Annotated in this window: 25 protein-coding genes and 1 tRNA gene; 11 read left to right on the top strand and 15 right to left on the bottom strand. The window is 66.3% G+C overall.

The genetic code is table 11. The features are described from left to right. Window positions 1-16 precede the first annotated feature (16 nt). Complete coding sequence (locus CEY09_RS22485; RefSeq protein WP_006225953.1) at window positions 17-832, bottom strand: ChbG/HpnK family deacetylase; 816 nt, start codon at window positions 830-832, stop codon at window positions 17-19. A gap of 36 nt (window positions 833-868) precedes the next feature. Here CEY09_RS22485 and CEY09_RS22480 point away from each other — a divergent pair, with 36 nt between their 5' ends. Further along, entirely contained in the window at window positions 869-1,264 is a 396-nt protein-coding gene (locus CEY09_RS22480; RefSeq protein WP_088590334.1) for a GtrA family protein, read from the top strand. On the opposite strand, the gene CEY09_RS22475 is transcribed toward CEY09_RS22480, so the two are convergent. Both CEY09_RS22475 and CEY09_RS22470 read right to left on the bottom strand, forming a co-directional pair. After that, window positions 1,224-2,810 (bottom strand): ArnT family glycosyltransferase, encoded by a 1,587-nt coding sequence (locus tag CEY09_RS22475; protein ID WP_088590333.1) that lies wholly within the window; start codon window positions 2,808-2,810, stop codon window positions 1,224-1,226. The genes CEY09_RS22480 and CEY09_RS22475 overlap by 41 nt on opposite strands. 2 nt (window positions 2,811-2,812) lie before the next feature. Then, window positions 2,813-3,865 (bottom strand): glycosyltransferase family 2 protein, encoded by a 1,053-nt coding sequence (locus CEY09_RS22470; protein WP_006225950.1) that lies wholly within the window; start codon window positions 3,863-3,865, stop codon window positions 2,813-2,815. Window positions 3,866-4,138: 273 nt separating this feature from the next. Here CEY09_RS22470 and CEY09_RS22465 point away from each other — a divergent pair, with 273 nt between their 5' ends. The 5 genes from CEY09_RS22465 to CEY09_RS22445 all read left to right on the top strand — a co-directional run bounded on the left by CEY09_RS22465 (window position 4,139) and on the right by CEY09_RS22445 (window position 8,328). After that, the gene (locus CEY09_RS22465; RefSeq protein WP_006225949.1) at window positions 4,139-4,645 is read left to right on the top strand and encodes a GNAT family N-acetyltransferase; all 507 of its coding nucleotides are present in this window, start codon (window positions 4,139-4,141) and stop codon (window positions 4,643-4,645) included. 165 nt (window positions 4,646-4,810) lie between these two features. Next, a complete protein-coding gene (gltS, locus tag CEY09_RS22460; RefSeq protein WP_088590332.1) occupies window positions 4,811-6,019 on the top strand; it encodes a sodium/glutamate symporter in 1,209 nt (402 codons plus the stop codon). Between the two features lie 2 nt (window positions 6,020-6,021). Further along, window positions 6,022-7,530: a TAXI family TRAP transporter solute-binding subunit gene (locus CEY09_RS22455; protein WP_088590331.1), complete on the top strand. Its 1,509-nt coding sequence runs from the start codon at window positions 6,022-6,024 to the stop codon at window positions 7,528-7,530. 42 nt (window positions 7,531-7,572) lie between these two features. Continuing rightward, window positions 7,573-7,839 (top strand): hypothetical protein, encoded by a 267-nt coding sequence (locus CEY09_RS22450; protein ID WP_088590330.1) that lies wholly within the window; start codon window positions 7,573-7,575, stop codon window positions 7,837-7,839. A 6-nt stretch (window positions 7,840-7,845) separates the two neighbouring features. Continuing rightward, a complete protein-coding gene (locus CEY09_RS22445) occupies window positions 7,846-8,328 on the top strand; it encodes a YaiI/YqxD family protein (RefSeq protein WP_088590329.1) in 483 nt (160 codons plus the stop codon). Here CEY09_RS22445 and CEY09_RS32325 read toward each other — a convergent pair. From CEY09_RS32325 to CEY09_RS22410, 7 genes are all read right to left on the bottom strand, one after another. Then, complete coding sequence (locus CEY09_RS32325; protein WP_088590328.1) at window positions 8,322-8,489, bottom strand: hypothetical protein; 168 nt, start codon at window positions 8,487-8,489, stop codon at window positions 8,322-8,324. The two genes, CEY09_RS22445 and CEY09_RS32325, sit on opposite strands and share 7 nt — an antisense overlap. 333 nt (window positions 8,490-8,822) lie before the next feature. After that, window positions 8,823-8,897 (bottom strand) — tRNA-Val (locus CEY09_RS22435). A gap of 61 nt (window positions 8,898-8,958) precedes the next feature. After that, window positions 8,959-9,681, bottom strand: coding sequence for a DNA polymerase III subunit epsilon (gene dnaQ, locus CEY09_RS22430; protein WP_088590327.1), 723 nt, complete (start codon window positions 9,679-9,681; stop codon window positions 8,959-8,961). A gap of 3 nt (window positions 9,682-9,684) precedes the next feature. Next, window positions 9,685-12,801, bottom strand: a complete 3,117-nt coding sequence (locus CEY09_RS22425) for an efflux RND transporter permease subunit (protein WP_006225942.1) — start codon at window positions 12,799-12,801, stop codon at window positions 9,685-9,687. A 33-nt stretch (window positions 12,802-12,834) separates the two neighbouring features. Continuing rightward, window positions 12,835-13,917, bottom strand: coding sequence for an efflux RND transporter periplasmic adaptor subunit (locus CEY09_RS22420; protein WP_088590326.1), 1,083 nt, complete (start codon window positions 13,915-13,917; stop codon window positions 12,835-12,837). Window positions 13,918-14,094: 177 nt separating this feature from the next. Next, window positions 14,095-14,556 carry a ribonuclease HI gene (gene rnhA, locus CEY09_RS22415; protein ID WP_088590325.1) on the bottom strand — a complete coding sequence of 154 codons (462 nt, stop codon included), beginning with the start codon at window positions 14,554-14,556 and terminating at the stop codon, window positions 14,095-14,097. A 52-nt stretch (window positions 14,557-14,608) separates the two neighbouring features. Continuing rightward, window positions 14,609-15,388 (bottom strand): class I SAM-dependent methyltransferase, encoded by a 780-nt coding sequence (locus CEY09_RS22410; protein WP_088590324.1) that lies wholly within the window; start codon window positions 15,386-15,388, stop codon window positions 14,609-14,611. Between the two features lie 20 nt (window positions 15,389-15,408). On the opposite strand from CEY09_RS22410, the gene gloB reads away from it, so the two are divergent. The 3 genes from gloB to fabI all read left to right on the top strand — a co-directional run bounded on the left by gloB (window position 15,409) and on the right by fabI (window position 18,560). Next, window positions 15,409-16,230 (top strand): hydroxyacylglutathione hydrolase, encoded by an 822-nt coding sequence (gene gloB, locus CEY09_RS22405; protein ID WP_006225938.1) that lies wholly within the window; start codon window positions 15,409-15,411, stop codon window positions 16,228-16,230. A gap of 7 nt (window positions 16,231-16,237) precedes the next feature. Continuing rightward, window positions 16,238-17,656 carry a transglycosylase SLT domain-containing protein gene (locus CEY09_RS22400; RefSeq protein WP_035213646.1) on the top strand — a complete coding sequence of 473 codons (1,419 nt, stop codon included), beginning with the start codon at window positions 16,238-16,240 and terminating at the stop codon, window positions 17,654-17,656. 118 nt (window positions 17,657-17,774) lie between these two features. Beyond that, window positions 17,775-18,560, top strand: a complete 786-nt coding sequence (gene fabI, locus CEY09_RS22395) for an enoyl-ACP reductase FabI (RefSeq protein ID WP_088590323.1) — start codon at window positions 17,775-17,777, stop codon at window positions 18,558-18,560. 43 nt (window positions 18,561-18,603) lie between these two features. On the opposite strand, the gene CEY09_RS22390 is transcribed toward fabI, so the two are convergent. Beyond that, complete coding sequence (locus tag CEY09_RS22390) at window positions 18,604-19,002, bottom strand: OsmC family protein (RefSeq protein ID WP_006225935.1); 399 nt, start codon at window positions 19,000-19,002, stop codon at window positions 18,604-18,606. Window positions 19,003-19,161: 159 nt separating this feature from the next. On the opposite strand from CEY09_RS22390, the gene CEY09_RS22385 reads away from it, so the two are divergent. Further along, window positions 19,162-19,851 (top strand): tellurite resistance TerB family protein, encoded by a 690-nt coding sequence (locus tag CEY09_RS22385; protein WP_088590322.1) that lies wholly within the window; start codon window positions 19,162-19,164, stop codon window positions 19,849-19,851. A 46-nt stretch (window positions 19,852-19,897) separates the two neighbouring features. Here the strand turns inward: CEY09_RS22385 and CEY09_RS22380 are convergent, their stop codons facing one another. From CEY09_RS22380 to CEY09_RS22370, 3 genes are all read right to left on the bottom strand, one after another. Next, window positions 19,898-20,884 carry a tripartite tricarboxylate transporter substrate binding protein gene (locus CEY09_RS22380; protein ID WP_234818373.1) on the bottom strand — a complete coding sequence of 329 codons (987 nt, stop codon included), beginning with the start codon at window positions 20,882-20,884 and terminating at the stop codon, window positions 19,898-19,900. A gap of 79 nt (window positions 20,885-20,963) precedes the next feature. Then, window positions 20,964-21,848, bottom strand: a complete 885-nt coding sequence (nadC, locus tag CEY09_RS22375) for a carboxylating nicotinate-nucleotide diphosphorylase (protein WP_088590320.1) — start codon at window positions 21,846-21,848, stop codon at window positions 20,964-20,966. An 82-nt stretch (window positions 21,849-21,930) separates the two neighbouring features. Then, complete coding sequence (locus tag CEY09_RS22370; protein ID WP_006225931.1) at window positions 21,931-22,860, bottom strand: NUDIX hydrolase; 930 nt, start codon at window positions 22,858-22,860, stop codon at window positions 21,931-21,933. 212 nt (window positions 22,861-23,072) lie between these two features. Here CEY09_RS22370 and CEY09_RS22365 point away from each other — a divergent pair, with 212 nt between their 5' ends. Beyond that, a complete protein-coding gene (locus tag CEY09_RS22365; protein ID WP_088590318.1) occupies window positions 23,073-23,303 on the top strand; it encodes a hypothetical protein in 231 nt (76 codons plus the stop codon). Between the two features lie 15 nt (window positions 23,304-23,318). On the opposite strand, the gene CEY09_RS22360 is transcribed toward CEY09_RS22365, so the two are convergent. Continuing rightward, window positions 23,319-24,257, bottom strand: coding sequence for a LysR family transcriptional regulator (locus tag CEY09_RS22360; protein ID WP_088590317.1), 939 nt, complete (start codon window positions 24,255-24,257; stop codon window positions 23,319-23,321). Window positions 24,258-24,313: the final 56 nt, after the last annotated feature.

Below are 24,313 nucleotides of genomic sequence, written 5' to 3'. Positions count from 1 at the left end.
GCGCCAGGATGGGGCATCAGCGAGCCACTGCCGGCAAGCGCGCGATGCGCACGCCGTTGGCGCGCATCCAGTCGCCCAGCTTGGCACTGGCCAATACATCGAATTCGGCGCGCCGCTGGCGCGACATCGGACTGCCTTCCTTGCAATCCATGGCGGGGTGGCACATGAGCAGGTCGCCGTCATGCGCATTGAACAGCCAGTTCTGCAACAGGTCCGCATAGCGCCGCTTGCCGCCGTCGAACCCGTACACGCCCAGCAGCCGGCGGTTGGTGCGCAGCCCATCGCGGCGGGCCTGGCGAGCCAGCGCCGCCGCACCCAGGGCACCGATGATGCGTGCCTTGATCGATTCCTTCAACGGAATGCCACACAGCGCGCCGGGCGCCGTCTGACGCAGCCATGGCCGGTGGTCGCCGTAGCGGCGTTTCAGTTGCGACAGCACCTGTTCACGGATGCCGGGCAGCTGGTGCACATGTTGATGGCCATCCACATAATCGGGCGCGCGTCCGAACGCGGCTTCGAAGGCATCGAATTGGCGGGTCAGTTGCGCATCGATCCAGGCGCGGTCCAGCCGGCCAGCGTAGGCGCGCAAGATCAGCGCGCCAAGCGAGGGCATCGGTTCGGCATCCGCGCCAAGCGATTCGGAAAAATTCACATGCAGGCCGACGTCCACGTCGTGCACGGCCAGGCGACGGGCGTTCGACACAAACGTGGGCCCCAGCGACAGGCAACTGACAGCGCTGACGCGGCCCATGGCGGCCAGCGCGATCATGCCTTCATCGATGTCGGCATTCATGCCAAAATCGTCACCGCAGACGACGATACGTTTGCTCATTGCATCACCTCGAATTTCCATTTCACCACGACTTCCATGCGTGCCTTGCTCCAACAGATCAGCCTTTTCGTCGCCGTCGGCTGCGCTGCCGCCGCGACCCACTGGGCTGTTGCCGTGGGCTGCGTCGAGGGGTTCGGCCTGCCGCCGCTGGCGGCCAACCTGGTCGGTTGGCTGATCGCCTTCGTGGTTTCGTTCTCCGGACACTACCGGCTTACCTTCCGACATTCCCGCACACCCTGGACCGTAGCAGCCCGTCGTTTCTTCTTGATTTCAGCCATTGGTTTCGTGATCAACGAATCCGCCTACGCGTTGTTGCTGCACATCACCACCCTTCCCTACGACCTGCTGCTTGCCTTGATCCTGATCGGGCTGGCGTTCGCCACCTTCGCCGCTAGCCGGCTTTGGGCGTTCCGCCACAAGCCCGCTGTCTGAAAGCCTCGTTCACGTCCACCCGCCACATCACGTACTTCACGCTGCTGGCCGCGGGCTCCAGGCCGCGCAACGGCGCGTACACCGGCCCGTCCGAATTCGTGCCCCACACCCAATAGCGGGAGCCGTCGGGCGCCGCGCAAAGCCGGGCGCTGAACTCGGCGGAACCAATCAGCAGTTCCTTGCCCCGAGCGGGATCGAACGTTGCCGCGTCATAAAGTTCCTTGCGCCAGTTGTCGCGCACCGGCACGTCCTGGTCCAGCCAGTCGTCCACGACCCACATGGGGTGCGGGGCGCGGGCGTACAGCGCCAGGTCGAACGGATAGGTATGCAGGGCGACGAACGTGTCGGCTGGCCCCGCCTGCGGCCGGACCACCTCGGCCATCGGCGCGGCGCTGCCCCGCACGTTGTTGGCCGCCACTCCCACCGCCACTACGCAGATGCCGGCGGCGACAGCCGCGCTCGTGCGCACCAACCGCGGCGACACCGGGTCGCCGGGTTCGCGCCACGCGCCAAGAATCACTTCGGCCAACAGGAACGCCAACGGCGCCAGCGCGGGCAGCACATAGCCGACCAGCTTGGACTGCGGCAACGAAAAGAACACCAGCACCACGGCGAACCAGACCAGCGCCAGGCGGCGCAGATCACGCGCGTGCCCTTCCTGCCAGAACGTGCGCCGCATGATGCCGCCGGCCCACAAGGACCAGGGCAGGCTCAGGCCGGCCACGACGGGCAGGTAGAACCAGAACGGCTGCGCGTTGTTAAAGCCACTGGCCGCAAAGCGCTGGAAGTGCTGGTACACGAAGAAGTAATCGTAGAAGCCCGGGAACCGCAGCTGCATCAGCACGAACCACGGCACGGCAACGACTGCGAAGACCAACAGCGCCGGCAGCCACAGCAACGCGGCCAGGCCGCGCCAGCGTCTGCGCCATGCAAACCAGATCAGCAAGATCGCGCCGGGCAGCACCAGTCCGATCAGCCCCTTGGCCAGCACCGCCAATCCGGCCAGCGCCGAGGCGGCCAAAGACATGCCGCGATAAGGCTGGCCGCGCTCGGCGCGCAGCACCGTGTCCACCGAGGCCAGCACGCACAGGGAGATCATGCCGGCCACCAGCATGTCCAGGTTCGCGAACTGCGCGCCGCCGTAGAAAAACGGGATGGTCGACAGGATCAGCACGGTCAACGCGGCCGCAGCGCCGTCGCGGTAGCGGCGCACAAAATAGTAGAGCCCCGCGGCAGATCCCCATGCCGCCAGCCACGACGGCAAGCGCGCCGCCCAGGGATGCACGCCGAACGCCGAAAAGGACAGTTCCGCCAGCCAGTAGTAAAGCGGCGGCTTGTGGAAGTACGGCATGCCGTCCAGCAAGGGCACGGCGTGCGATCCGCTGCGCAGCATGTCCCACGCCACCCCCGCGTAGCGGCCTTCGTCAGGCAGGGCCAAGGGGCGGATCCACGCCAGCAACGCCAGCCACAGGCCAACGGCCAGCAACAGTCGCCCCGCCCGCGGGTTCCATTCGGAACGCGCGGGGGGCAGGGTGCCGCTGGCCATGGTCAGCCCGTCGCCTTACCTGCGCGAGCGGCCTTGCCCTGGCGCCGGCGCACAACGTATAGCGGCCGGCCCTTCACCTCGTCGAAGATGCGGGCGACATACTCGCCCACCACGCCCAGCGAAATCAGGTTGACGCCGGCAAAGAAGAGCACGGCCGTGACGATCGTGGTCCAGCCGGAGACGGCGTTGCCCGACATCAGATATTCACCGACCAGATACGCGGCATATGACATGGCCAGCACGGCGAAGGCCGCACCGACCAGGCTGACCAGCCGCAAGGGCCAGGTCGTGAACGCGGTCAGGCCGTCCAGCGCCAGGCGGAACAGGCGCAGGCCGCTGAACCGGCTATCGCCGTGCAGGCGTTCGTCGGGGGTGTAGGGCAATGCCTCGCCCTTGAAGCCGACCCAGGCGTACAGGCCCTTCATGAAGCGGGTGCGTTCGGGCAAGGCGATCAGCGCGTCCACGACGCCGCGGTCCATCAAGCGGAAATCACCCGCATGGGCGGGCACATCCACGCCACGCGCGCTGCTCAGCAACTTGTAGAACCAGCGCGCGCCAGCGCGCTTCACCCAGGATTCGTCGGCGCGGGATTCACGCACGGCATAGACCATTTCAGCGCCCGCGGCCCATCGCGCCAGCATTTGCTCGATCAAGGCCGGCGGATGCTGCAGATCGGCATCCAGGCAGATCACCGCGTTGCCCGTCGCCGCTTCCAGACCGGCGCTCAGCGCGGCTTCCTTGCCGAAATTGCGCGACAGCTGCACGTAGCGGAATCCTTCGTGCTGCGTCCATTCGGCCATCAGCGCTTCGGTGCCGTCCGTGCTGCCGTCGTCGGCCACGATGATTTCCCAGCTGGTGCACAAGGCGGACAGCCGGCTGCGCAGCAAGGGCAGGAGGATGCGCAGGTTCTCGGCCTCGTTCAGGCAGGGAATGACGCACGTCACGCAAGTGTCATACGGCACGGCCGCCACCTTGGAAGACCAGAGCGACTCCAAGGGATACGCTTTGGTCAACACTTGCTGCGGGATCGGATCGGACCGGAATTGGATGTGCATATGACGCTTTCACTCGTAATACAGGACACTATGGCAAGCAGTATGCGCAGGGCCTCGTCGAATTTTCATGAAATACGGCGCCGCCTTCTGCCGGCCAGAACACGAGTGAATTCTAGGGATCCAAGCCGCGAAAACTATGAAGTCACGTGCAAGCCTCGTTAACCTGTGTCCCCGATTTGTGAAACCTCGTAAAGCGGCCGGTCGCGCGAGGCCGGTAAAATGCGCCGGCTTTTCTCGTTTTCACAGGTTGTCATGCAATACCGAGTCCGCCCTATGCTGGCCAGCGACGTGGACGGCATTTTGGATGCCCAGACCCTGGCCTACCCCGACTTTCTGCTGGAAAGCGCGGAGTTCTTTCTCAATCGCCTGGCGCTTGCGCCCGCCTATTGCTGGGTGGCGCGGGCGAATGCCGACGACACCCTGCTGGGCTATCTGATTTCGTATCCCTGGGACGCCGGCCTGCCGCCAGCCCTGGATGTGGCGCTGGCCGCGCTGCCGCCGCAAGCCGATCACTGGTTTCTGCACGACTGCGCCGTGGTGCCGTCGGCGCAGGGCTTGCGCGTGGGCCAGACGCTGTTGCGCACCGCTGCCGGCGGCGCCATGGAAAGCGGCCTGCGCCGCGCCAGTCTGGTGTCGCTGGAAACCGCAGTGGGCTATTGGCTGCGCCATGGCTACCAGCCTGTCGGCGGCGACGGCGAACCCTTGCCTGCCGAACTGGCTGAAAAACTGGCGGGATACGGCCCCCAGGCCAGTTACATGTCGCGCGCGTTTCCGCTCTAGCCGACGCCTGGCCTCCCGGTCCCGCCTCACGGGCCCGCATGCGTTGCCGCATCCCTATGCGCCGTTGCGAACACGGCCGTAATATAGGGCCACGATCCGAACGATGTGGCGGCAACGGTTCCGATAGTCTGCATTGCTGCGCCCCACCGGGGCGCGAAGGCTTTTATGATTTCGCTTTCGCCCGTTCAATCCCTGCTTGCCTGCTGCCTGGTGCTCGTCATCGGCCGGGTGCTGACGACGCGGATAGGCATCCTGTCGCGCTACAGCATCCCCGACCCGATCGTGGGCGGCCTGCTGTTCGCCGTGCTGGCCTACTTGCTGTCCACCTGGGGCGGCGTGTCGGTCTCGATGGAGACCAGCATCAAGCCCACCCTGCTGCTGCTGTTCTTCGGCTGCATCGGGCTGACGGCGAACCTGAAGCTGCTGGCCAAGGGCGGCCCAAGGCTCATCGCCTTCCTGCTGGCGCTGATCCCCTTTCTGATCTTGCAGAACGCCGTGGGCCTGGGCATGGCCTGGCTGCTGGACATGCATCCGCTGATGGGCCTGCTGGGCGGCACGATCACGCTGGTGGGCGGACACGGCACCGGCGCAGCCTATGCCACGCGGTTTGCCGACTTCAACAATATCCAGGACGTGATGGCGCTGGCGATGACCTCGGCCACGCTGGGCCTGGTACTGGGCGGCGTAGTGGGCGGACCGGTGGCGGAATGGATCATGCGCCGGCACAAACTGGCCGGCAGCCTGGACCACGCCGCCAATGCGGCGCACCCCGCCCCGGACCTGGCCGAAGAAGCGGAAGCGCCCGCGGCCGGCTCGTTCATCGTGTCGCTGACGGCCGCCTTCGTGTGCCTGGTCGTGGGCGGCTACCTGGCGATGCTGGTCGAGGACGCCCCCGTCAGCCTGCCCAACTTCCTGTGGTGCCTGGCAACGGGCGTGCTCATCCGCAATGCGGGCGTGCGGCTGGGCCTGAAGCTGGACGACCGCGCGACAGAAATCATCGGCACGATCTCGCTGTCGCTCTTCCTGGGCATGACGATGATGACGCTGGATCTGTCCAGCGTGGCGCGCCTGGCCGGCCCCCTGGCCCTGATGCTGGCGGTGCAGACGCTGTTCTGCGCGCTATACGCCGCGTGGGTGGTGTTCCGGATGCTCAAGCGTGACTACGAAGCCGCCATCATGTCGGCGGCCTTCTGCGGCTTCGCGCTGGGCGCGACCGCCACCGCCATCGCCAACATGCAGGCGCTGACGCGCCGCCATGGCCCCGCGCCCGAAGCCTTCATCGTGGTGCCCGTCACGGGCGCGTTCCTGGTCGACATCTTGAACGTGATCGTGCTGACGTCCTTGATCTCCTTGCCATTCGTGGGAGGGATGTAAGCATGGGCCTGTCCCTACTCAAACGCCTTGCCCTCATCGGCCTGTGCCTTGCGCTGGCCGCCTGCGGCCGCGCGCCCGATACCGACGCCTTGCGTGCCGACGTCGAACGCAGCCTGGACGCCACCTACGGCCAGGGGCTGTTCCGCATCGCAGCGCTCAAGCGCATGGGTTCGGCCGCCGACAGCAGCGCGCCCGCCGGCGAAACCCGCCGCGTGGTCTATTACGACGTCGAACTGGACCTGGGCCGCGACATCGCGCTGGGCGCCTGGGACCAGCCCGGCGCGGCTTCATTGGTGACGCTGCTGGGCGCGGGCCCGCGCAGCATCAGCGGCGTGAAGTCCGGCGGCAACCAGGCGGGCGACCGTATCGTCGCGCACGCCAGCGCCATCTACCGCCAGGACGGCGACGCGTGGAAGCTTGTCACCCCGGCCGGCTTCAAAGCCGCCGAAGCGCCGTCGCTGGATACCGGCGCGCCGCCGCCCGTCACCCGGCAACTGCTGGACACGCTGGACCAGATCACCCATTCCGTCGCCTACAGCGCATCCAGCACCGCGCAGCACGTCGTGCAGCAGGAGCTGGAGCGGTCGGTGTCGCGCATCAACGGCCGGCTGGCCCGGATGCAGCAGGGCTACCCGCTGGCGGGCGGCCCCGACCGCGGCGAGTACGTGGCCTTTGCGCGCGCGCTCACCGCAGTCGGGCGTGCCCAGCAGATCGGCGTGACGCCGCTGATCACGGGTGGCGGCGCCGAGAACATCGCGTTGCTGCGCAGCGGCGATGCCGTGGTGGGCCTGGCGCAGGCCGACACCGCGCGCATGGCGTACGAAGGCCGTGGCCCGTTTGCGGCGCAAGGCCCCTTCGTCGCCCTGCGCGCCCTGGGCAGCCTGTACCCCGAACTGGTCCACATCGTGGTGCGCGACGACCCGGCGTTGCGCGGCGTACGCGACCTGAAGGGCAAGACGATCGCGCTGGGGCCAGAAGGCTCCGCCGTACGTGCGACGCTCGAAGCCGTGCTGGCGGCGCACGGCTTGCAGGCGGGCCGGGACTACACGGTCGTGGACACGCCGTTTGCGGCTTCCCTGCCAGCATTGAACGCCGGCAACGTGGATGCCGCCGCGCAGGTGATCGGCGTGCCCGCCACGCCGCTGCGCGACGCGCTGACCCAGGCCCGGCTCAAGCTGCTGCCGCTGGACCCGGCCGCCGTCAAGGCGCTTGCCGCCAATGAAAGCGAACTGATGCCGCTGGAAATCGCGGCCGGCACCTACCCCAACCAGCCCGACCCGATTCCCACCATCGGGACTGCAGCGCTGCTGCTCACCACCGCCGACCTGACCCGGGACGAGGCACTGGTGGTCGTGCGCGCCGTCTACCAGACGGGCCAGGACCTGCTGGCCGCGGGTTCGCCCCAAGGCGCCCAGGTATCGGTCGCCAACGCCCGGCGCGGCCTGACCGTGCCACTGCATGACGGCGCCGAAGAAGGATTGGCGCTGCTGGAGCACGCAAAACCGCGTTGATGCCGGTTGCGCTTATGATTGCGCTCCTAATCAGGAATTTCCATGAATAAATTCGATCTCCAAAAGAACCAGGCCCTGAAGCTGGCCGGCCAACTCAAGCAGTCCGCCACCCCCGACCGCTTCGGCGTGGCCTCGCAGGCGCCCGACCGCCGCGAACAGCGCAAGCTGGATCAGGCCGCCGGCCTGGTGCCGTTTCCGCTGAAGCTGTCGCAGGCGCACGCCGACAAGCTGCGCGCCCTGGCGGCTGAACGCGGCGTGTCCACCAACGACATCGTGGCCGACGTGCTGCAGAAAGCGCTGGGCGAATAAACGCTTATGCACATCTGGGTCGATGCGGACGCGTGTCCCGTGGTCATCAAAGACATCCTGTTCCGGGCCGCGCAGCGCTGGCAGGTGCCGGTGACGCTGGTGGCCAACCAGCCGCTTTCCACGCCGCCCTCTCCCCTGATCCGCGCCGTGCAGGTACCCCGCGGCTTCGACGTGGCGGATGCGCACATCGTCGAGCGCGCGGAACCGGGCGATCTCGTCATCACCGCGGATATCCCGCTGGCGGCGGAAGTGCTGGAAAAAGGCGCCATGGCGCTGAACCCGCGCGGCGAACGCTATTCGCCGGAGACCATCCGGGAACGGCTGGCGGTGCGGGACATGATGGAAGAGTTGCGCGCAAGCGGCGTGGACACGGGCGGCCCGCCGTCGTTCAGCCAGGCCGACCGCAAGGCCTTTGCGAACCAGCTGGATACGCTGCTGGCGCGTCTCGCGCGCCAGGCCGCGCCGAAAGGCGCAGAACCACGTCAATAGAAGGTGATGTAGGCCTTGTACAAGATGGAGCCGATGGCCGTGATCAGGCCCAGCCCCATCAATGCCATCCCCAGATTGCGGTCACGCAGCCCGAATCCGACCAGCATCAGCGCCACGCCCGTGACGATGATGATCAACATGGTATTTGTGCTGGCATGCATGGACGTCTCCTGTTCGCATCGGCGTGCCCGGGAGGTTTCCTCCAGGGGTTCGCCGCACAACAATCATAGACATGCAAAGACCCGACGGGACGCAAGGGCCAACGGCGCGGTTGCGTCTGATCAATAGAATATAGGATTAGCGCGGCGCGCACGGCATTTCGCCACGGCTTTTGCTACGCCCTTGCCTGCGGCAGAAAACAAAAAAGCCAACCGATAAAGGTTGGCTTGTTTGCTTTGCACCCGGCAACGCATCTTGCGATACGGTTTGCTGTGCGACTTGATGACAACTTCGGCTTGTTGGATATTGGGCCTGCGCTGTCTCTCAAGGGTCTTTGGTGGGTGGTACAAGTTTCGAACTTGTGACCCCTGCCGTGTGAAGGCAGTGCTCTACCACTGAGCTAACCACCCTGAAAGAGGCGAAATAATAGCATGTTTTTTAAAACGTGCGCAAGTCGCCTCGGATAATTATTTACGCAGCCGCGACCGGCGCATCCAGCTTGCGCCACACGCACTCGCCGCCCACGGACTTATCCAGGGCCGCCAGGTAGGTCTCGTGCTCGGCGAGTTCCTCGTCGCTGGCTTTGACCACCACCAGGCCCGACGCATCGAACCTGGCCAGCACGATGCCGTCGCTGCCGGCGCCGTCGTTGTCGTCCACGTCGATCAACAGCGCGTCCTGCCCGCGCGTCATGGCCAGCCAGACTTCGGCCAGCAACTGCGAGTCAAGCAATGCGCCGTGCAGCGTGCGATGAGCGTTGGAAATGCCGAAGCGGTCGCACAGCGCGTCCAGCGAATTGCGCTTGCCCGGGAACAGCGACCGCGCGTGCAACAGCGAATCGGTGACCGTCTCGCAGTATTCGGTGATCGGGCCGCGGCCCGTCTTGGCCAGTTCGGCGTTGAAGAACTTCACGTCGAACGCGGCGTTGTGCGCGATCAGTTCGGCGCCCTGGATGAACTTGACGAACTCGTCCGCCACATCGGCGAAGCGGGGCTTGTCCGACAGGAACTCCGTCGTCAGCCCGTGCACCGCCAAGGCCTCGGGGTCGCTGTCGCGGTCCGGGTTCAGGTAGATGTGCAGGTTATTGCCCGTGGACATCCGATTGACCATTTCCACGCAGCCGATCTCGACGATGCGATGCCCCTGGGCGGGGTCAAGTCCGGTGGTTTCCGTGTCAAAGATGATCTGGCGCATAACTTATTCCGACGCTGGGTTGGCCGAAGCCGGCGGCGTGTGAGCGCCCGGCGGGTGGGCCGGGGGATGCTCTGCACTGCCGGCATGGCCGGGTTTCTGGCGCGCGGTGGCAATCAGCGTATAGGCCACCGGCACGACGAACAAGGTCAGTAGTGTACCCAGCATCAGCCCGCCGACCAGGACCCAGCCGATCTGCTGGCGCGATTCGGCCCCTGCCCCGGTGGATAGCGCCAGCGGCACCGTGCCCAGCACCATGGCGCCCGTCGTCATCAGGATGGGGCGCAACCGCAGGACGCTTGCCTCGGTAACGGCGGCGAACAGTTCGCGGCCTTCGTCGCGCAGCTGGTTAGTGAATTCCACGATGAGGATGCCGTGCTTGGTGATCAGGCCCACCAGCGTGATCAGGCCGATCTGGCTGTAGATGGACAGCGTGCCGCCCGTCAGCCACAAGGCCAGCAGCGCGCCCGTCATGGACAGCGGCACCGACAACATGATGATGAAGGGGTTGCGCCAGCTTTCGAACTGCGCGGCCAGCACCAGGTAGATGAAGGCCAGCGCCATGCCGAAGACCAGATAGATGCTGCCCGACGAATCGCGGAATTCGCGCGACTGGCCGTCCAGGTCGGTCACGATGGTGTTGGGCAGCACGTCGCGCGCAACCTGGTGCATGTGGGTCAGGACTTCGCCCAGGGCATAGCCGGGTGCCACGGCGGCGTCGATCTTCACCGCGCGCAGGCGGTTGAAGTGGTTCAGCGACTGCGGCGACACGCCTTCGTGCACGCCCAGCAGGTTATCCAGCTGCACCATGCTGCCGTCGCGCGCCCGCACGTAGATGCCCGAGATGTCGGTGGGGTTGGCGCGGTCGCGCGGCGTCACCTGCACGATCACGTCGTACTGCTCGCCCTCGTCCTTGTAGCGGGTGACCTGGCGCCCGCCCAGCATCGATTCCAGCGTGCGGCCCACGGTATCCACGTTGGCGCCCACGTCGGCCATCTTGTCGCGGTCCACGCGCACCCGCAGTTCCGGTGTGTTCAAGCGCAGGTCGGTATCCAGGTTGAGCAGGCCGGGATACTTGCGCAGTTCGGTCAGGAACACTTCCGTCAGCCGCGCCAGCTCCGCGTAGGACGCCTGGCTCATGATGATGAATTCCACCGGTTTGGAGCGCGCGGACTGGCCCAGCGACGGCGGGTTGGTCGGAAAGGCGCGCACGCCCGGCAGCGACGAGAACTGCGGCTGCAGTTGCTGGGTGATGGCCTGCTGCTTGCGGCTGCGTTCCTCCCATGGCTTCAAGCGCAGGATGGCGGTGCCGTCTGTCACGGTCGGAAAGCCCACCGTGACCTGGCTGCCGCTGGCCTCGGGGATCTCGGAATAGAACTTCTCGATGCCGAGCATGCTGTCCAGCGTGTAGTTCAGTGTGGCGCCTTCCGGCGAGCTGACGATGCCGAACACCACGCCTCGGTCTTCGATAGGAGCCAGTTCGCTCTTGACCACTTTGAACAGGACGCCGCTGCCGGCCGCCACGGCCAGGCCGATCACCACCACCAGCCAGCGGTGGCGCAGGGATGCGCCCAGCAGGCGGCGGTAGCCGTTGCTCATGCCGTTCAGCCAGCCTTCGATCAGGTTGTACCAGCGGCTGTGGCTGCTTTCGTGGCGCAGCAGCACCGAGCACATCATGGGCGTCAGCGTCAGCGCGACAAAGCCCGAGACCAGCACCGCGCCGGCCAGCGCCAGCGCGAATTCGATGAACAGCCGCCCGGTGCGGCCCGTGGCAAAGGCCAGCGGCGCATACACGGTGACCAGCGTCATGGTCATGGCGACCACCGCGAACCCGATTTCCTTCGACCCGCGCAGCGCGGCTTCCTTGCGCGGCATGCCCTCTTCGATGTGGCGGTAGATGTTCTCCAGCACCACGATGGCGTCGTCCACCACCAGGCCGATGGCCAGCACCATCGCCAGCAAGGTCAGCGTATTGATCGAAAAGCCGAAGAGGTACATCAGCGCGCAGGCGCCCACCAGCGATACGGGGATGGTGACGATGGGGATGATGCTGGCGCGCAGGTTGCGCAGGAAGAAGAAGATCACCAGCACCACCAGGACGATGGCTTCGCCGATGGTGTGGAAGACGGAATCGATGGAGCGTTCAATGAACACCGACGAGTCGTAGGCGATGTTCAGCTTCATGCCCGCAGGCAGCGTCTCGTTCAGGCGCTCGACTTCCAGGCGCGCGGCCTTGGACAGCTCCAGCGGGTTGGCGGTGGATTGCCGCGTCACGCCGATGTTGATCGCAGGCTTGCCGTTGAAGCGCGACAGCACGCGGTCGCTGGCGGCTGCGATCTCGACCTTGGACACGTCGCGCAGGCGGACTGGGTAGCCCTTCACGTTGGCCACGATCACGTCTTCGAACTGGGCGGGCGTCTGCAGGTCGGTGGACGACACTACCGAGAACTCGCGGGCGCGCGATTCGATGCGCCCGGCCGGGATCTCGACGTTCTGGCTGCGCAGCGCGGCCTCGACATCCTGCACGGTCAGGCCGTAGGCGGCCAGCTTGTCGCGGTCGACGTAGATGCGCATGGACGGCAGGCGTTCGCCGAAAACGCGGACTTCCGCCGCCCCCGGCAGCACCGACAGCCGGGTCTTGATATAGCGGTTGATGTAGTCGGAGGTCTGGATCGCCGAGTACGTGCCGGACTCCACCGCGATGTAGATGATGGGCTGGGAGTCGGCCTCGACCTTGCCGATGATGGGCTCGTCGATCTCGTCGGGCAGGAAGCGCCGGGCGCGTGACACCTTATCGCGCACTTCAGCCGCGGCCGCGTCCGGGTTGCGGGAAAGGTTGAACTTGATGTTGATCAGGCTGCGTTCGGAACGGCTGCGCGAGGTCATCACGTCCACGCCTTCGATGCCGGCCAGCTGGTCTTCCAGCGGCTTGGTCACCTGCGACTCGATCACTTCCGGCGAGGCGCCCTTGTAGGTGGTGTCCACCGACACGATGGGCTCGTCGATCTTGGGGTATTCGCGCACCGTCAGGCGCGAATAGGAGATCAAGCCGATCAGCACGATGATCAGCGACAGGACCGACGCGAAGACCGGCCGCTTGATGCAGGTTTCCGAGATACGCATTGCGCTATCGCCAAGAAAGAAGAAGGGCCGGCATCACGAGCCGCCGCCGACGACATCCACGGTGGCGCCGTCGGTCACGCGCTGCATGCCCGCCACCACCAGCTTGTCGCCCGCCGCCACGCCCGTCAGGATTTCGACGCGGCCCTCGCGGCGTTCGCCGATGGTCACTTCGCGGCGCTCCGCGCGGCCGTCCTTGATCCGGTAAACGTACTGCGTTTCACCCGAGGGCGACAACGCGGCTTCCGGAGCCACCAGGGCCTTGTCCTGATTGAACAGCAGTTGCACGCGCGCGAACATGCCCGGCCGCAGCACCGCGTCCTTGTTGGCGACGGTGGCGCGCAACAGGATGGACCGGCCGCCTGCGTCCACCAGCGGGCTGACGGCATAGACCAGCCCCTGGCGATCCTGGCCCGGCAGCGCATCCAGGCGCAGCGTCAGCTGCTGGCCGACGCCCACTTTGCTCAGGTACATTTCCGGCACGCGGAAATCCACTTTCAGAGGATCGATCGCCTCAAGCGGCGCCAAGTCCTGCCCCTGGTTGACGTAGTCGCCCACGGACACGCTGCGCAACCCCACGATGCCGCCGAACGGGGCCGAGATCGTCATCTTGTCCAGCCGCGCCTGCGCCAGCGCCACGGCAGCTTCCTGGACCTTGAGCGTACTGGCGGATTCGTCGCGCGCCTGCTGGCTGACGAAGCCCTTGCCCTGCAACTCGACGGCACGGCGGTAGTGGCTTTGCGCCAGGGTCAGGTTGGCACGGGCCTGCGCCAGTTCGGCGCGCGGCACGGAATCGTCCAGCCGGATCAGCGTCTGGCCGCGCGTGACGGGCTGGCCTTCCTTGAATTCGATCGTCTGGATGCGTCCAGCCACTTCCGGCCGCAGCACGACGGACTCGTCGGAACGCAGGCTGCCCACGGCCGACAGGCCGCGCGCAAAGGGGATTTCCTGGACGGCCGCCACTTCAACGCGCACGGGACTGGCCAGCGCGACCTGCGGCTTGGTGGCGGTCTGGGTGGTCGTGGCGCCGGGCGCGAGCCAGCGCGGCACGAAAACGCCAAGTGCGGCCCCCGCGGCCAACCCGGCCGCGACGGCGGCCAGCAGTACAGCTTTTTTCATGCGCGAATGTGGCAGTGGTGCGGCGCGGACCGTATTCCCCACCTGGCCGAACGCCGCAGGAACTGGAATGGGGAAGGCACTGTAGCACCCGAATTTACATACTGGAACAATCCAGAAGCCGGATGAAAGAACTAAATCCGCCCCAAACGGCGGAATTCAGGGTATATCCCGATGCCCTCAGCCCCGCTTGGCCGATTCCACGCCCATATTGGCCAGTTGGTCGGCCCGTTCGTTGCCCGGATCGCCGGCGTGCCCGCGGACCCAGCGCCAGGACACCTGATGGCGCTGGACCTGCTCGTCCAGGGCCTGCCAGAGTTCGACGTTCTTGACGGGCTTCTTGTCGGCCGTCATCCAGCCGCGGCGCTTCCAGTTCGCCAGCCACTCGGTCATGCCCTTCATCACGTACTGCGAGTCCGTGTGGATGGTGACGACGCAGGCGCGCTTGAGCGCGCGCAGGCCTTCGATGACCGCCAGCAGCTCCATGCGGTTGTTGGTGGTCTGGAGTTCTCCGCCGTGCATGGTTTTTTCGTGGCCGCCCGCGCGCATCAGCACGCCCCAGCCCCCCGGACCCGGATTGCCCTTGCAGGCGCCATCGGTCCACATTTCCACTTTCTGATCGTTCGGTTTGTTGTCCTGCATGGTGCTGCTTGGTAATCCTTGTTCGTGCAAAAAATAGGCGGGCGCGAGCCGTTCAGGACGGGTCGAAGCCGTCGTCGGCCTGGCGGTTGACCACCACGGAGGCGGCGCGCGCGCGCTTGGGCTTGGTTTTCCAGGCAGGGCCGATGATACGCATGCCGGCCACCCGCTTGACCGCCGACACCATATAGACCGCCCCGCCCAGACTCCACCAGCGAGCGCCGGCTGATTCCAGGAAGCCCCAGCGCTGGAGCCATTTCTCGCTGCGGCAGGCGGGTGCGTAGCAGCCGAAATGGCTGGCCTCGACTTCCAGCGACAGCAGCTTGAACCAGTCTTTCAGTCGCGGCAGCGACACCTGGGAGGACGGCGGCTGCGGCAGCCAGGGCTCCATGCCGGGCATACGCGTGCGCGCGCCCCACATACTCCAGGGGTTGAAGCCTGAAATCACGACCCGCCCTTCCGGCACCAGCACACGCTCGACCTCGCGCAGGACGTTATGCGGATCCTGCGTGCACTCGAAGGCATGCGGCAGGATCAGCAGGTCGACGCTCTGGGTTTCGAATGGAAGCGCTTCGGGTTCGGCCAGCACCACGCGGGACTGCCAGCCGGCGATGCTCTCCGCGCAAGGGGTCTCGGTACCGACATAGCCTTTGAAGGGCATGCGGTTGGCCCGCAGCAGGTTCATGTCGGCCAACCCGACCTGCCAGGCGTAATATCCGAACACGTCCGCGACAGCCGCGTCGAACTGGGCCCGTTCCCAGGCCAGCGCGTACTGCCCCGGCGGCGTCTGGAACCATTCGGCCAGTTCTACAATCGGCGGAGTATCTTCTGCCACGTTTTATTCCTTCGAATCTCATGCAAGCCTTGACCGCCCCCGCAGGCGGCCGCGAACGCAATGCCGCGGTCTTGCCTCTACCCGCCTTTACCGACAACTACATCTGGGCCATCGTCCACGGTGACAACGCCGCCGTGGTGGATCCCGGCGAAGCCGGTCCCGTACTGCAATGGCTCGAGCAGGAAGGCTTGAGGCTGCGCGCCATTCTACTCACGCACCATCATGGCGACCATGTGGGCGGCGTTCTGGAATTGTCACGCATCGCGGACATTACCGTATACGGTCCGGCACGGGAACGGCTGCCGCGCTGCGACGTGCCGCTGACCGAAGGCGACCGCGTGGTGTTACCGGAACTGGACCTGGATCTGCGCGTGCTGGACGTGCCCGGCCACACCGCCGGCCACATCGCGTACACGGGCCGGGCGGCAGGAATAGAACCCGTGCTGTTCTGTGGAGACACCCTGTTTGCGGGGGGCTGTGGCCGGCTTTTCGAGGGCACTCCTACGCAAATGCATGATTCCTTAGGAAAATTTTCTGTTTTACCGCCAGATACACAGGTTTTTTGCGCGCACGAGTACACTCTAGCGAACTTGCGCTGGGCATTGGCTGTGGAACCCGCCAATCGCACCCTGCAACAGTGGTATCAGCGAGCCCAGCAACTACGAGCAGAAGGTCTTCCCACGCTTCCGTCGACGATCGGTCAGGAACGCGCGACGAACCCGTTTTTGCGTACGCAGCAAGTCGACGTCGTTCGTGCCGCAGCCAGCTGGGCCGGACGCAATCAACCTACGCCGGTAGAGGTCTTCGCCTCCCTGCGTGAATGGAAGAACGATTTCAAGTGACCGCCTGATGAATCTATCCCGACTCCTTCTGCCACTCATGCTGGCAGTCCTCGCCGGTTGCGCAGGAACCAAAGCCCCCGATAGCAAGAACCTCACCACCAATTCCCAAGGGCGATACATCGCCCGGGACACGTCCCGAACGGTTGATCTGACCAACCCCCCGTCCGACGCCTGGGACCGCATCCGCCGCGGTTTCGCCATTCCCAACCTGAACACCGACCTCTCGCAGCAGTGGACCGACTATTACGCGTCCCACCCCGAGGCGGTGCAGCGCATGGCCGAGCGCGCCGGCAAATACCTGTATTTCATCGTCGACGAAATCAACCGCCGCGGCCTGCCGACCGAACTGGCGCTGTTGCCGTTCGTGGAAAGCGCCTACAACCCGACCGCCCTGTCGCGCTCGCAGGCCTCGGGCCTGTGGCAGTTCGTGCCGGCAACCGGCACGCACTTCAACCTGAAGCAGGACTGGTGGCGCGACGAGCGCCGCGATCCCATCGCCTCGACCAACGCGGCGCTGGACTACCTGGAAAAGCTGTTCGAGATGCAGGGCGACTGGTATCTGGCGCTGGCCTCCTACAACTGGGGTGAAGGCTCGGTGCAGCGCGCCATGGCCAAGAACGAAGCGGCCGGCCAGAACACCGATTACCTGTCCCTGAACATGCCGGACGAAACCCGCAACTACGTGCCCAAGTTGCAGGCCATCAAGAACATCATCGCCGACCCGCAACGCTATGCGGTGGCGTTGCCGCCGGTGGGCAACACGCCCTACTTCGTGACGGTGCAGAAGAACAGCGACATCGACCTGGAAATCGCCGCTAAGCTGGCCGAAATGCCACTGGACGAATTCAAGGCGCTGAACCCATCGTTCAACCGCCCGGTCATCCGTGGCGACCACGGCCCGACCCTGCTGCTGCCGGCCGACCGCGTCGAAATCTTCAACGCGAACCTGACCAACTACAAGGGCGACCTGAGCGCCTGGAAGGTCTACCACTCGCGCCGCGGCGAATCCTATGCCGCGATCGCCAAGCGTTTCGGCGTAACCGAGTCCAAGCTGCGCGAGACCAACGACATCGGCTCGCGCCAGAAGTCGGCCTCCGGCCAGGCCCTGCTGGTGCCCGGAGAGCCCGGCACCGGCGGCGTGCAACTGGCGTCCCTGGCGGCACCCGTGGGCGCGCTGGATCCGGCCCCGTCCGACAACAAGGCCGCCGCCCCGCGCGGCCGCGCCGCGCCGGCGCCGGCTGCCCGCGTGGCCAGCGCCCGCCCGAACGTGCGTACGCACAAGGTCCGCCAGGGCGACACCCTGTTTTCGCTGGCCAAGCAGTACGGCACTTCGGTGGATGCGCTGCGCGCGCTGAACAACCTGAAGGGCAGCGCCCTGAAAGTGGGCGCCCCGATCCGCGTGCCGGGCACCAACGCCCGCGGCTGATCCCCCCGCCTGACCCAACAGCACGGCGCCCACTCGGGCGCCGTTTTTTCAAGCACGCGAAACCGCCAAACTCCTTAAAATAGGCGGTCTTCAGCAGGTAAGAATCAAAGGAAAAAACATGGGCTTTCTCGCCGGCAAGCGCATTCTCGTCACCGGGGTGCTTTCGAACCGATCCATCGCCTACGGCATTGCGCGTGCCTGTCACCAGCAAGGCGCCGAACTGGCGTTCACCTATGTGGGCGACCGCTTCAAAGACCGCGTGAGCGAATTCGCCGCCGAATTCGGCAGCAAGATCGTGTTGCCCTGCGACGTGGCCGAAGACAGCCAGATCGAAGGCGCCTTCACCGAATTGGCCCAGCACTGGGACGGCCTGGACGGCCTGGTGCACTCCATCGGCTTCGCCCCGCGCGAAGCGATCGCCGGCAACTTCCTGGACGGCCTGTCGCGCGAAGGCTTCCGCATCGCCCACGACATCTCGGCCTACAGCTTCGCCGCCATGGCCAAGGCCGCCCTGCCGCTGATGGAAGGCCGCAACGCGTCGGTGCTGACGTTGACCTACCTGGGCGCCGAACGCGTGGTGCCCAACTACAACACGATGGGCCTGGCCAAGGCGTCGCTGGAAGCCAGCGTGCGCTACCTGGCCACGGCGCTGGGCCCGCGCGGCATCCGCGCCAACGGCATTTCGGCCGGCCCGATCAAGACGCTGGCCGCCAGCGGCATCAAGGATTTCTCGGCCATCCTGAAGTTCGTGGAAAGCCAGGCCCCGCTGCGCCGCAACGTCACCATCGACGACGTGGGCAACGTGGCCGCGTTCATGCTGTCGGACCTGGCTGCCGGCGTCACCGGCGAAATCACGCATGTGGACGCCGGTTTCTCGACGGTCGTCCCGGGCATGGAAGACTGACGCTTCCCAGGGGCGGGACAACCCGCCCCGCCCGGCCGGCCGCTCAGGCCGGCCGCACCACCAGCGTGGACACTTGCACGTCCACCGCCGTCATCAGCTTGTGGATCGGGCATTTCTCGGCCACCGCCAGCAACTCGTCGATCTGGGCATCCGATAGGTTGCCGTGCAAGGTCAGCTTGGCCGTCAGCCGGTAGATGCCCTTGCGCTCCTCGCCTGCGTCGCGCACCACCTCCACCCCCACTGACTCCAGCGGCAGTTCCTTGCGCTGCGCGTAGACCATCAGCGTCATCGCCTTGCAACCGCCCAGCGCGGTATCGAAATAATCGTGGGGATCCGGGCCTTCGCCCTGCGGCTGCGGCATCGCCAGCGGCAAGTCATGGCCTTCGGCCGTGGCGGTGAACTGCAGCGTGTTCGGCGCATTCTGACGGATGCGGATGCTCATGGGTCGGACCTCCTTCAAGACGGGCGTCCGGCGCGGACACCCCATGCCACCTTGTAGCACTTGCCGCGGCATCTGCTTACTGACGGAAACCTGAACTTATTGCGGGGCGGCCGGTCGGATATCCCTATCCGCATTCACGCACAGACAAAAGAGGGCCAAATGAGCGCCAGACAACTTCTTGATCAATTGCTGCAATCGGGCCAAGGCCTGCTGTCCGACGCGACCAACCGCGTGCAAGGTGCGACGGGCGGCTCAGGCGGCAAGGGCTCGTTCCTGACCGGATTGGGCGGCGGCGCGCTGGGCGCGGGCGCCCTGGGGCTGCTGATGGGCAGCAAGAAGGCCCGCAAGATCGGCGGCAAGGTCGCCATGTACGGCGGCATGGCGGCGCTTGGCGCGCTGGCCTACCGCGCCTATGGCGATTGGCAGCGCAACCAGGCCGGCGGCGCGCCGGCCACGCCGCCGCAGACGCTGGACCGCCTGCCCGCCCCCGAGGCCGAGCAGCACAGCACCGCCGTCCTGACCGCCATGATCGGCGCGGCCAAGTCCGACGGACACATCGGGCCCGAAGAGCGCACCCTGCTGGAAACCGAATTGGCCAAGCTGTCGTCCGACGCCCAGGACCGCCGCTGGCTGGAAACCGAACTGTCGCGTCCGCTGGACCCGGCGGCCGTCGCGCAATCGGCCAAGACGCCGGAAATGGCCGCCGAAATGTACCTGGCCAGCCTGCTCGTCGTGGACGAGGAAAGCTATATGGAACGCGCCTACCTGGATGAGCTGGCGCGCCAGCTCAAGCTTGCTCCCGGGCTGAAAGAGCAGTTGGAGCAGCACGCCAAGACGGCGGTCGCGTAAACCGCATGGCAGGCGGGGCAGGACCCTGGCCCCGCGCACTGCCGGGTCAGTCCGCCCGCAGCCCGATCGATTCGGTCAACGCGGTGTAGCGGTCGATGTCGGCATTGATCATCGTCTGAAATTCTCGCGGCGTGCTGCTGGCCGGCGTGAATCCCTGATCGCGCAGCGATGCCTGCACCTCCGGATTGCGCACGATCTTCGCCACCGCGGCGTTCAGCTTGTCGACCACGGCCGGCGGCGTGGCAGCCGGCGTCAGCAGGCCGTGCCACTGGTCCAGCGCGTAACCGGCAACGCCCTGCTCGGCCACCGTCGGCACGGTCGGCATTAGGGGCGACCGGGCGGGTGAGGTCACCGCCAAGGCGCGCAACTTGCCTGCGGCGATCAACGGCGCGGCGCTGGACGCCGTGACGATGCCCATGCCCACCTGCCCCGCCGTCACGTCGGTCAACGCCGGCCCGCAACCCTTGTACGGCACATGCTGCAATACGGCGCCCGTCGCGCGCGCCAGCATTTCTCCGGCCAGATGCTGCGGCGTCCCGTTGCCGCAGGAGGCGAACGGCAGGGGCTTGCCCGGCTGGGCCGCAACCAGTGCGTCGTCCAGCTTTTGCAACGGTGACGTTGCCGGCACCACGAAGACGGACGGCACGAACGCCACGTTGATCACCGCCGCGAAGTCCCGCTTGGGCGCGAAGCCCAGATTCCGGTAGACCCCGGGATTGATCGCGAACGAGCTGTTCACCATCAACAGCGTGTAGCCGTCGGGCGGCGCTTCCGCGACGATGCGCGCGCCGATGTTGCCGCTGGCGCCGGGGCGGTTCTCCACCACCACTGGCTGCCCCAGTTGCTCTTGCAGGCTGGCGCCGATGCGGCGCGCCAGCAAATCGGTGCCGCCGCCGGGCGGGAACGTCACGACGATGGTGATCGGGTGCGTGGGATAGGACGCGTCGCCGGCGGCTTCGCCCGAAGGCGAATTGCCGCAGGCCGCCAGCGACAGCGCAAGCAGCGGGAGAGTCGATCGAAGCATACGTTTCATGATGCGGGCCTGTAAGCGCCGCGGCCGCGCCAGCCGGCGCGCCGTGTCGTAAAAAGCCGGCCGGGACCGGCGGAAGGAATCAGGCGTCCAGCCCGATATCCAGCACCTTGGCGCTGTGGGTCAGCCAACCGACGGCGATCTGGTCGACGCCGGTCGCCGCCACCTCGGCGGCCGTCTCGGGCGTGATGCGGCCCGACGCTTCCGTGATGGCCCGGCCGCGCGCCATGGCGACGGCACGGCGCAGATCCTCCAGGCTCATGTTGTCCAGCAGCACCACGTCCACGCCCAGCGACAGCGCCACTTCCAGCTGCGCCAGGGTGTCCACTTCCAGTTCGATCTTGACCATATGGCCGACGCCGGCGCGTGCGCGCTGCACCGCCGTGGCGACATCACCCGCCAGCGCGATGTGGTTGTCCTTGATCAGGACCGCGTCATCCAGGCCGAAGCGGTGGTTGCTGCCGCCCCCCACGCGCACCGCGTACTTCTGCACGGCGCGCAGGCCCGGCATGGTCTTGCGCGTGCAGGTGACGCGGGCGCCGTAAGCCGAAATGGCGCGGGCAATGGAGGCGGTGGCCGTGGCCACGCCGCTCAGGTGGCACAGGAAATTCAGCGCCACGCGTTCCGCGGTCAGCATCGCGCGGGCATTGCCGCGTATGCGGGCGATTTCCATGCCTGGCCGCAGGTCGCTGCCGTCGGGCTGCGATACGGTAAATGCGATAGCGGGATCCATCGCGCGAAACGCCAGGCGGGCCAGGTCCAGGCCGGCCAACACGCCTTCCTGGCGCGAGACCAGGCGCGTTTCCGCCACGGCGTCTGCCGGCACGATGGCATCGGTGGTGAGGTCGCCGGCGCGACCCAGATCTTCCAGCAAGGCCGCGCGCACCAGCGGCTCCAGCAGGACGTCCGGCAAGGGGGCGACAGCCAGGCGGGAGGCGGTCACGGGCGCTTCGGCTTTAATGCTCATTTTGAGTATTTGTGAGTTAAAAAAAGGCGCGCAGAGATTGCGCACCACTTATGCTAAAGACGAGCATAAGCCTTGTCAAGCGTCAAAGTGCACGCGACAGGGGCAATTTGCTGCCGGCGATCGCGCGCTCCAGCAGCACGTCGCGGCGGAATCGGAACAGCTTGGCGGGGCGGCCGGCCGTGCCCGTCGCCATTTCGCCCGTCTCTTCCACCAGCGCCTGCTGCTCGATCAGACGGCGGAAATTCTGTTTGTGCAGGCCTCGCCCTGCCAGCGCTTCCACGGCCAGTTGCAGCTGCAGCAAGGTGAATTGCGCGGGCATCAGTTCAAACACCACGGGACGGTACTTGATCTTGGCGCGCAAGCGGGCGATGCCGGTGGCCAGGATGCGGCGGTGGTCATGGCGCATCGGCTCGCCCGGCAGCACCGCGCGGCCTGCGCCGCGGCGCGCAGCTTCGGGCACCAGGCCGGCTTCGAACAGCAGCTCGTAGCGTTGCAACACCATGTCTTCGTTCCAGGCGGATCCTTCCAGCCCGAAGGTGATGGCGGCGCGCTGATGACGGCGGGCCCGCACGGCCGCATCCGCGCTGTCTTCGCACCAGGCCGCCAGTTGCGGCACGATCAGTTCTTCGACCAGCGCCGGCGTGCCGGCGCGGCGGTCTTCCCACGGGAAATAGCGGTACCAGTCCTGCCAGCCCACCTGCGCCACGCCGGTTTCGCCGGCTTCGCGGGTCAGGCCCAGATAGCTGACTGACATGACCCGCGCGCCCGACTCGTCGGAGCGGTCGCCATCGGCGAAAGTGTAGAGCTGCTCGACATAGCCCAGCGGGTGATGCGTCTGCGTTTCCACCCACGCGCGCAGCCCGGCCTGCAAGGACCGGTGAGACAGTTCGAACGGCCCGGCAGGCAAAGCCCGTGCGTCATCCGTCGTCAGCACGCGAGGCTCGCCGTTGGTCACGGCGACAAGCACGGCAACGAGTTCGGCATGGACGGAGCGTTCGACGGATTCGGTCAAGTTGGGCGTAGGAGTTGGCAGTGGAAAAGTCAGGGTTTGGCGTGCGCGACCCCGGCATGCCGGGCGCGAACCGAATTATAAGGTTCCGTCCCTGCAACAGCCCCTTGCAAACGTGACATCGCAATCCGCCTCAGCGCCGGCCCGACGGCCTAAGATGAAACTTGAATCAGGCGCGTCGCCATCCTGGGACGCCCGCAAGCGGAGTCGCCAACATGTTGAAACCCGCCCCTGAAGCCCCCACCGACAAGCCCGCCGCCGCCGAGGAAAAACCGCAGGCGCCCGATCCCCGCAAAGGCACGGGCATCATGCCCATGCCGGACCAGAGCAAGATGGTTGCCGGCATGCCCCGACGCGGACGCGCCATCGAAGAGCCGGGTGATCCCGGCGTCATCACGCCCGAAGACGACGTGCTGGATACCTCTTACGAGAACCGCAAGGGCTGAGGCCAAGCCCCTCGCTCATCCAACCGGCCTCGGCGCCGGGGCGTCGGGGCCGGTCTCGTCGTCCAGCGCCGCAAAACGCGCTTCCAGGACGTGGGCGAACGCCTCGGTCACGTCCGACGGCGCGATCTGCGCCGGATACGCCATGCTGACCTGCACGGGCAGGCGGGGCGTGAACGGCCGTATCGCCAACTGGCCGGAGAACACCCGCGCGATATAGGCGTTGACCACACCCACGCCGCTGCCGGCTGCGGCCAGCGCGCAGATCGTCGACGAATAGGTGGTTTCGATTTCGCCCTGAGGCTGCACGGCACGCGCCCGCATGGCGCCGCGCAATTGCTGGTGCACATCGTCGTCCGCATTCAGCACCAGCAGCCGGCGCGCATTCAGGTCGCCGATGTCGACCGACTCCTGCCCCGCCAGTACGTGGTCGGGCCGCATGACGCACACCGCCGAACTGCGGTGCAAGCGGCGCAGCGACAGGTTCGCGTCGTCCAGTTCCGCCGTGGTGATGACGACGTCGTACGTGCCGTGCAGCAGGCCTTCGCGCAGGTACTGGCTGCCGACGGTCTGCATGTTGATGTGCACATCGGGGTACTGCTGCAAGAAGGCTTCCAGCGCAGCGGGCATCACGCCCAGCCCCAGCGCCGGCGTGCACGCCAGCCGCAGCACGCCGGTGCCGCTGCGGCGCATCGCCGCCACGCGGTCCTCGATGCGCTCCAGGCCCGCGAAGTGGCGCTTGACCGTATCGAACAAGTCCTTCGCCTCACGCGTGGGGCGCAAGCGCCCCCGCTCCAGATCGAACAGCTTCACGCCGCAGGCCTGCTGCGCCTGCGCCAGCAGGCGGCTGACCGACGGCTGCGTGGTGCGCAGCATTTGCGCGGCGCCCGTGGTGGTGCCGGTCAGCATCACGGCGCGGAAGGCTTCAATCTGGCGAAAGTTCAGGGGCCGGCTCATAGGCATTCAATGTATAGCAATCTTGCATAGCCTATGACTAAAAAAGAATTTTTTCA

The sequence above is a fragment of the Achromobacter marplatensis genome (assembly GCF_002209535.1).
Taxonomy (GTDB): Bacteria; Pseudomonadota; Gammaproteobacteria; order Burkholderiales; family Burkholderiaceae_B; genus Achromobacter; species Achromobacter marplatensis.
The sequence above is the reverse complement of the archived record's forward strand: the minus strand, read 5'-3'. Positions and strand labels throughout refer to the sequence as shown.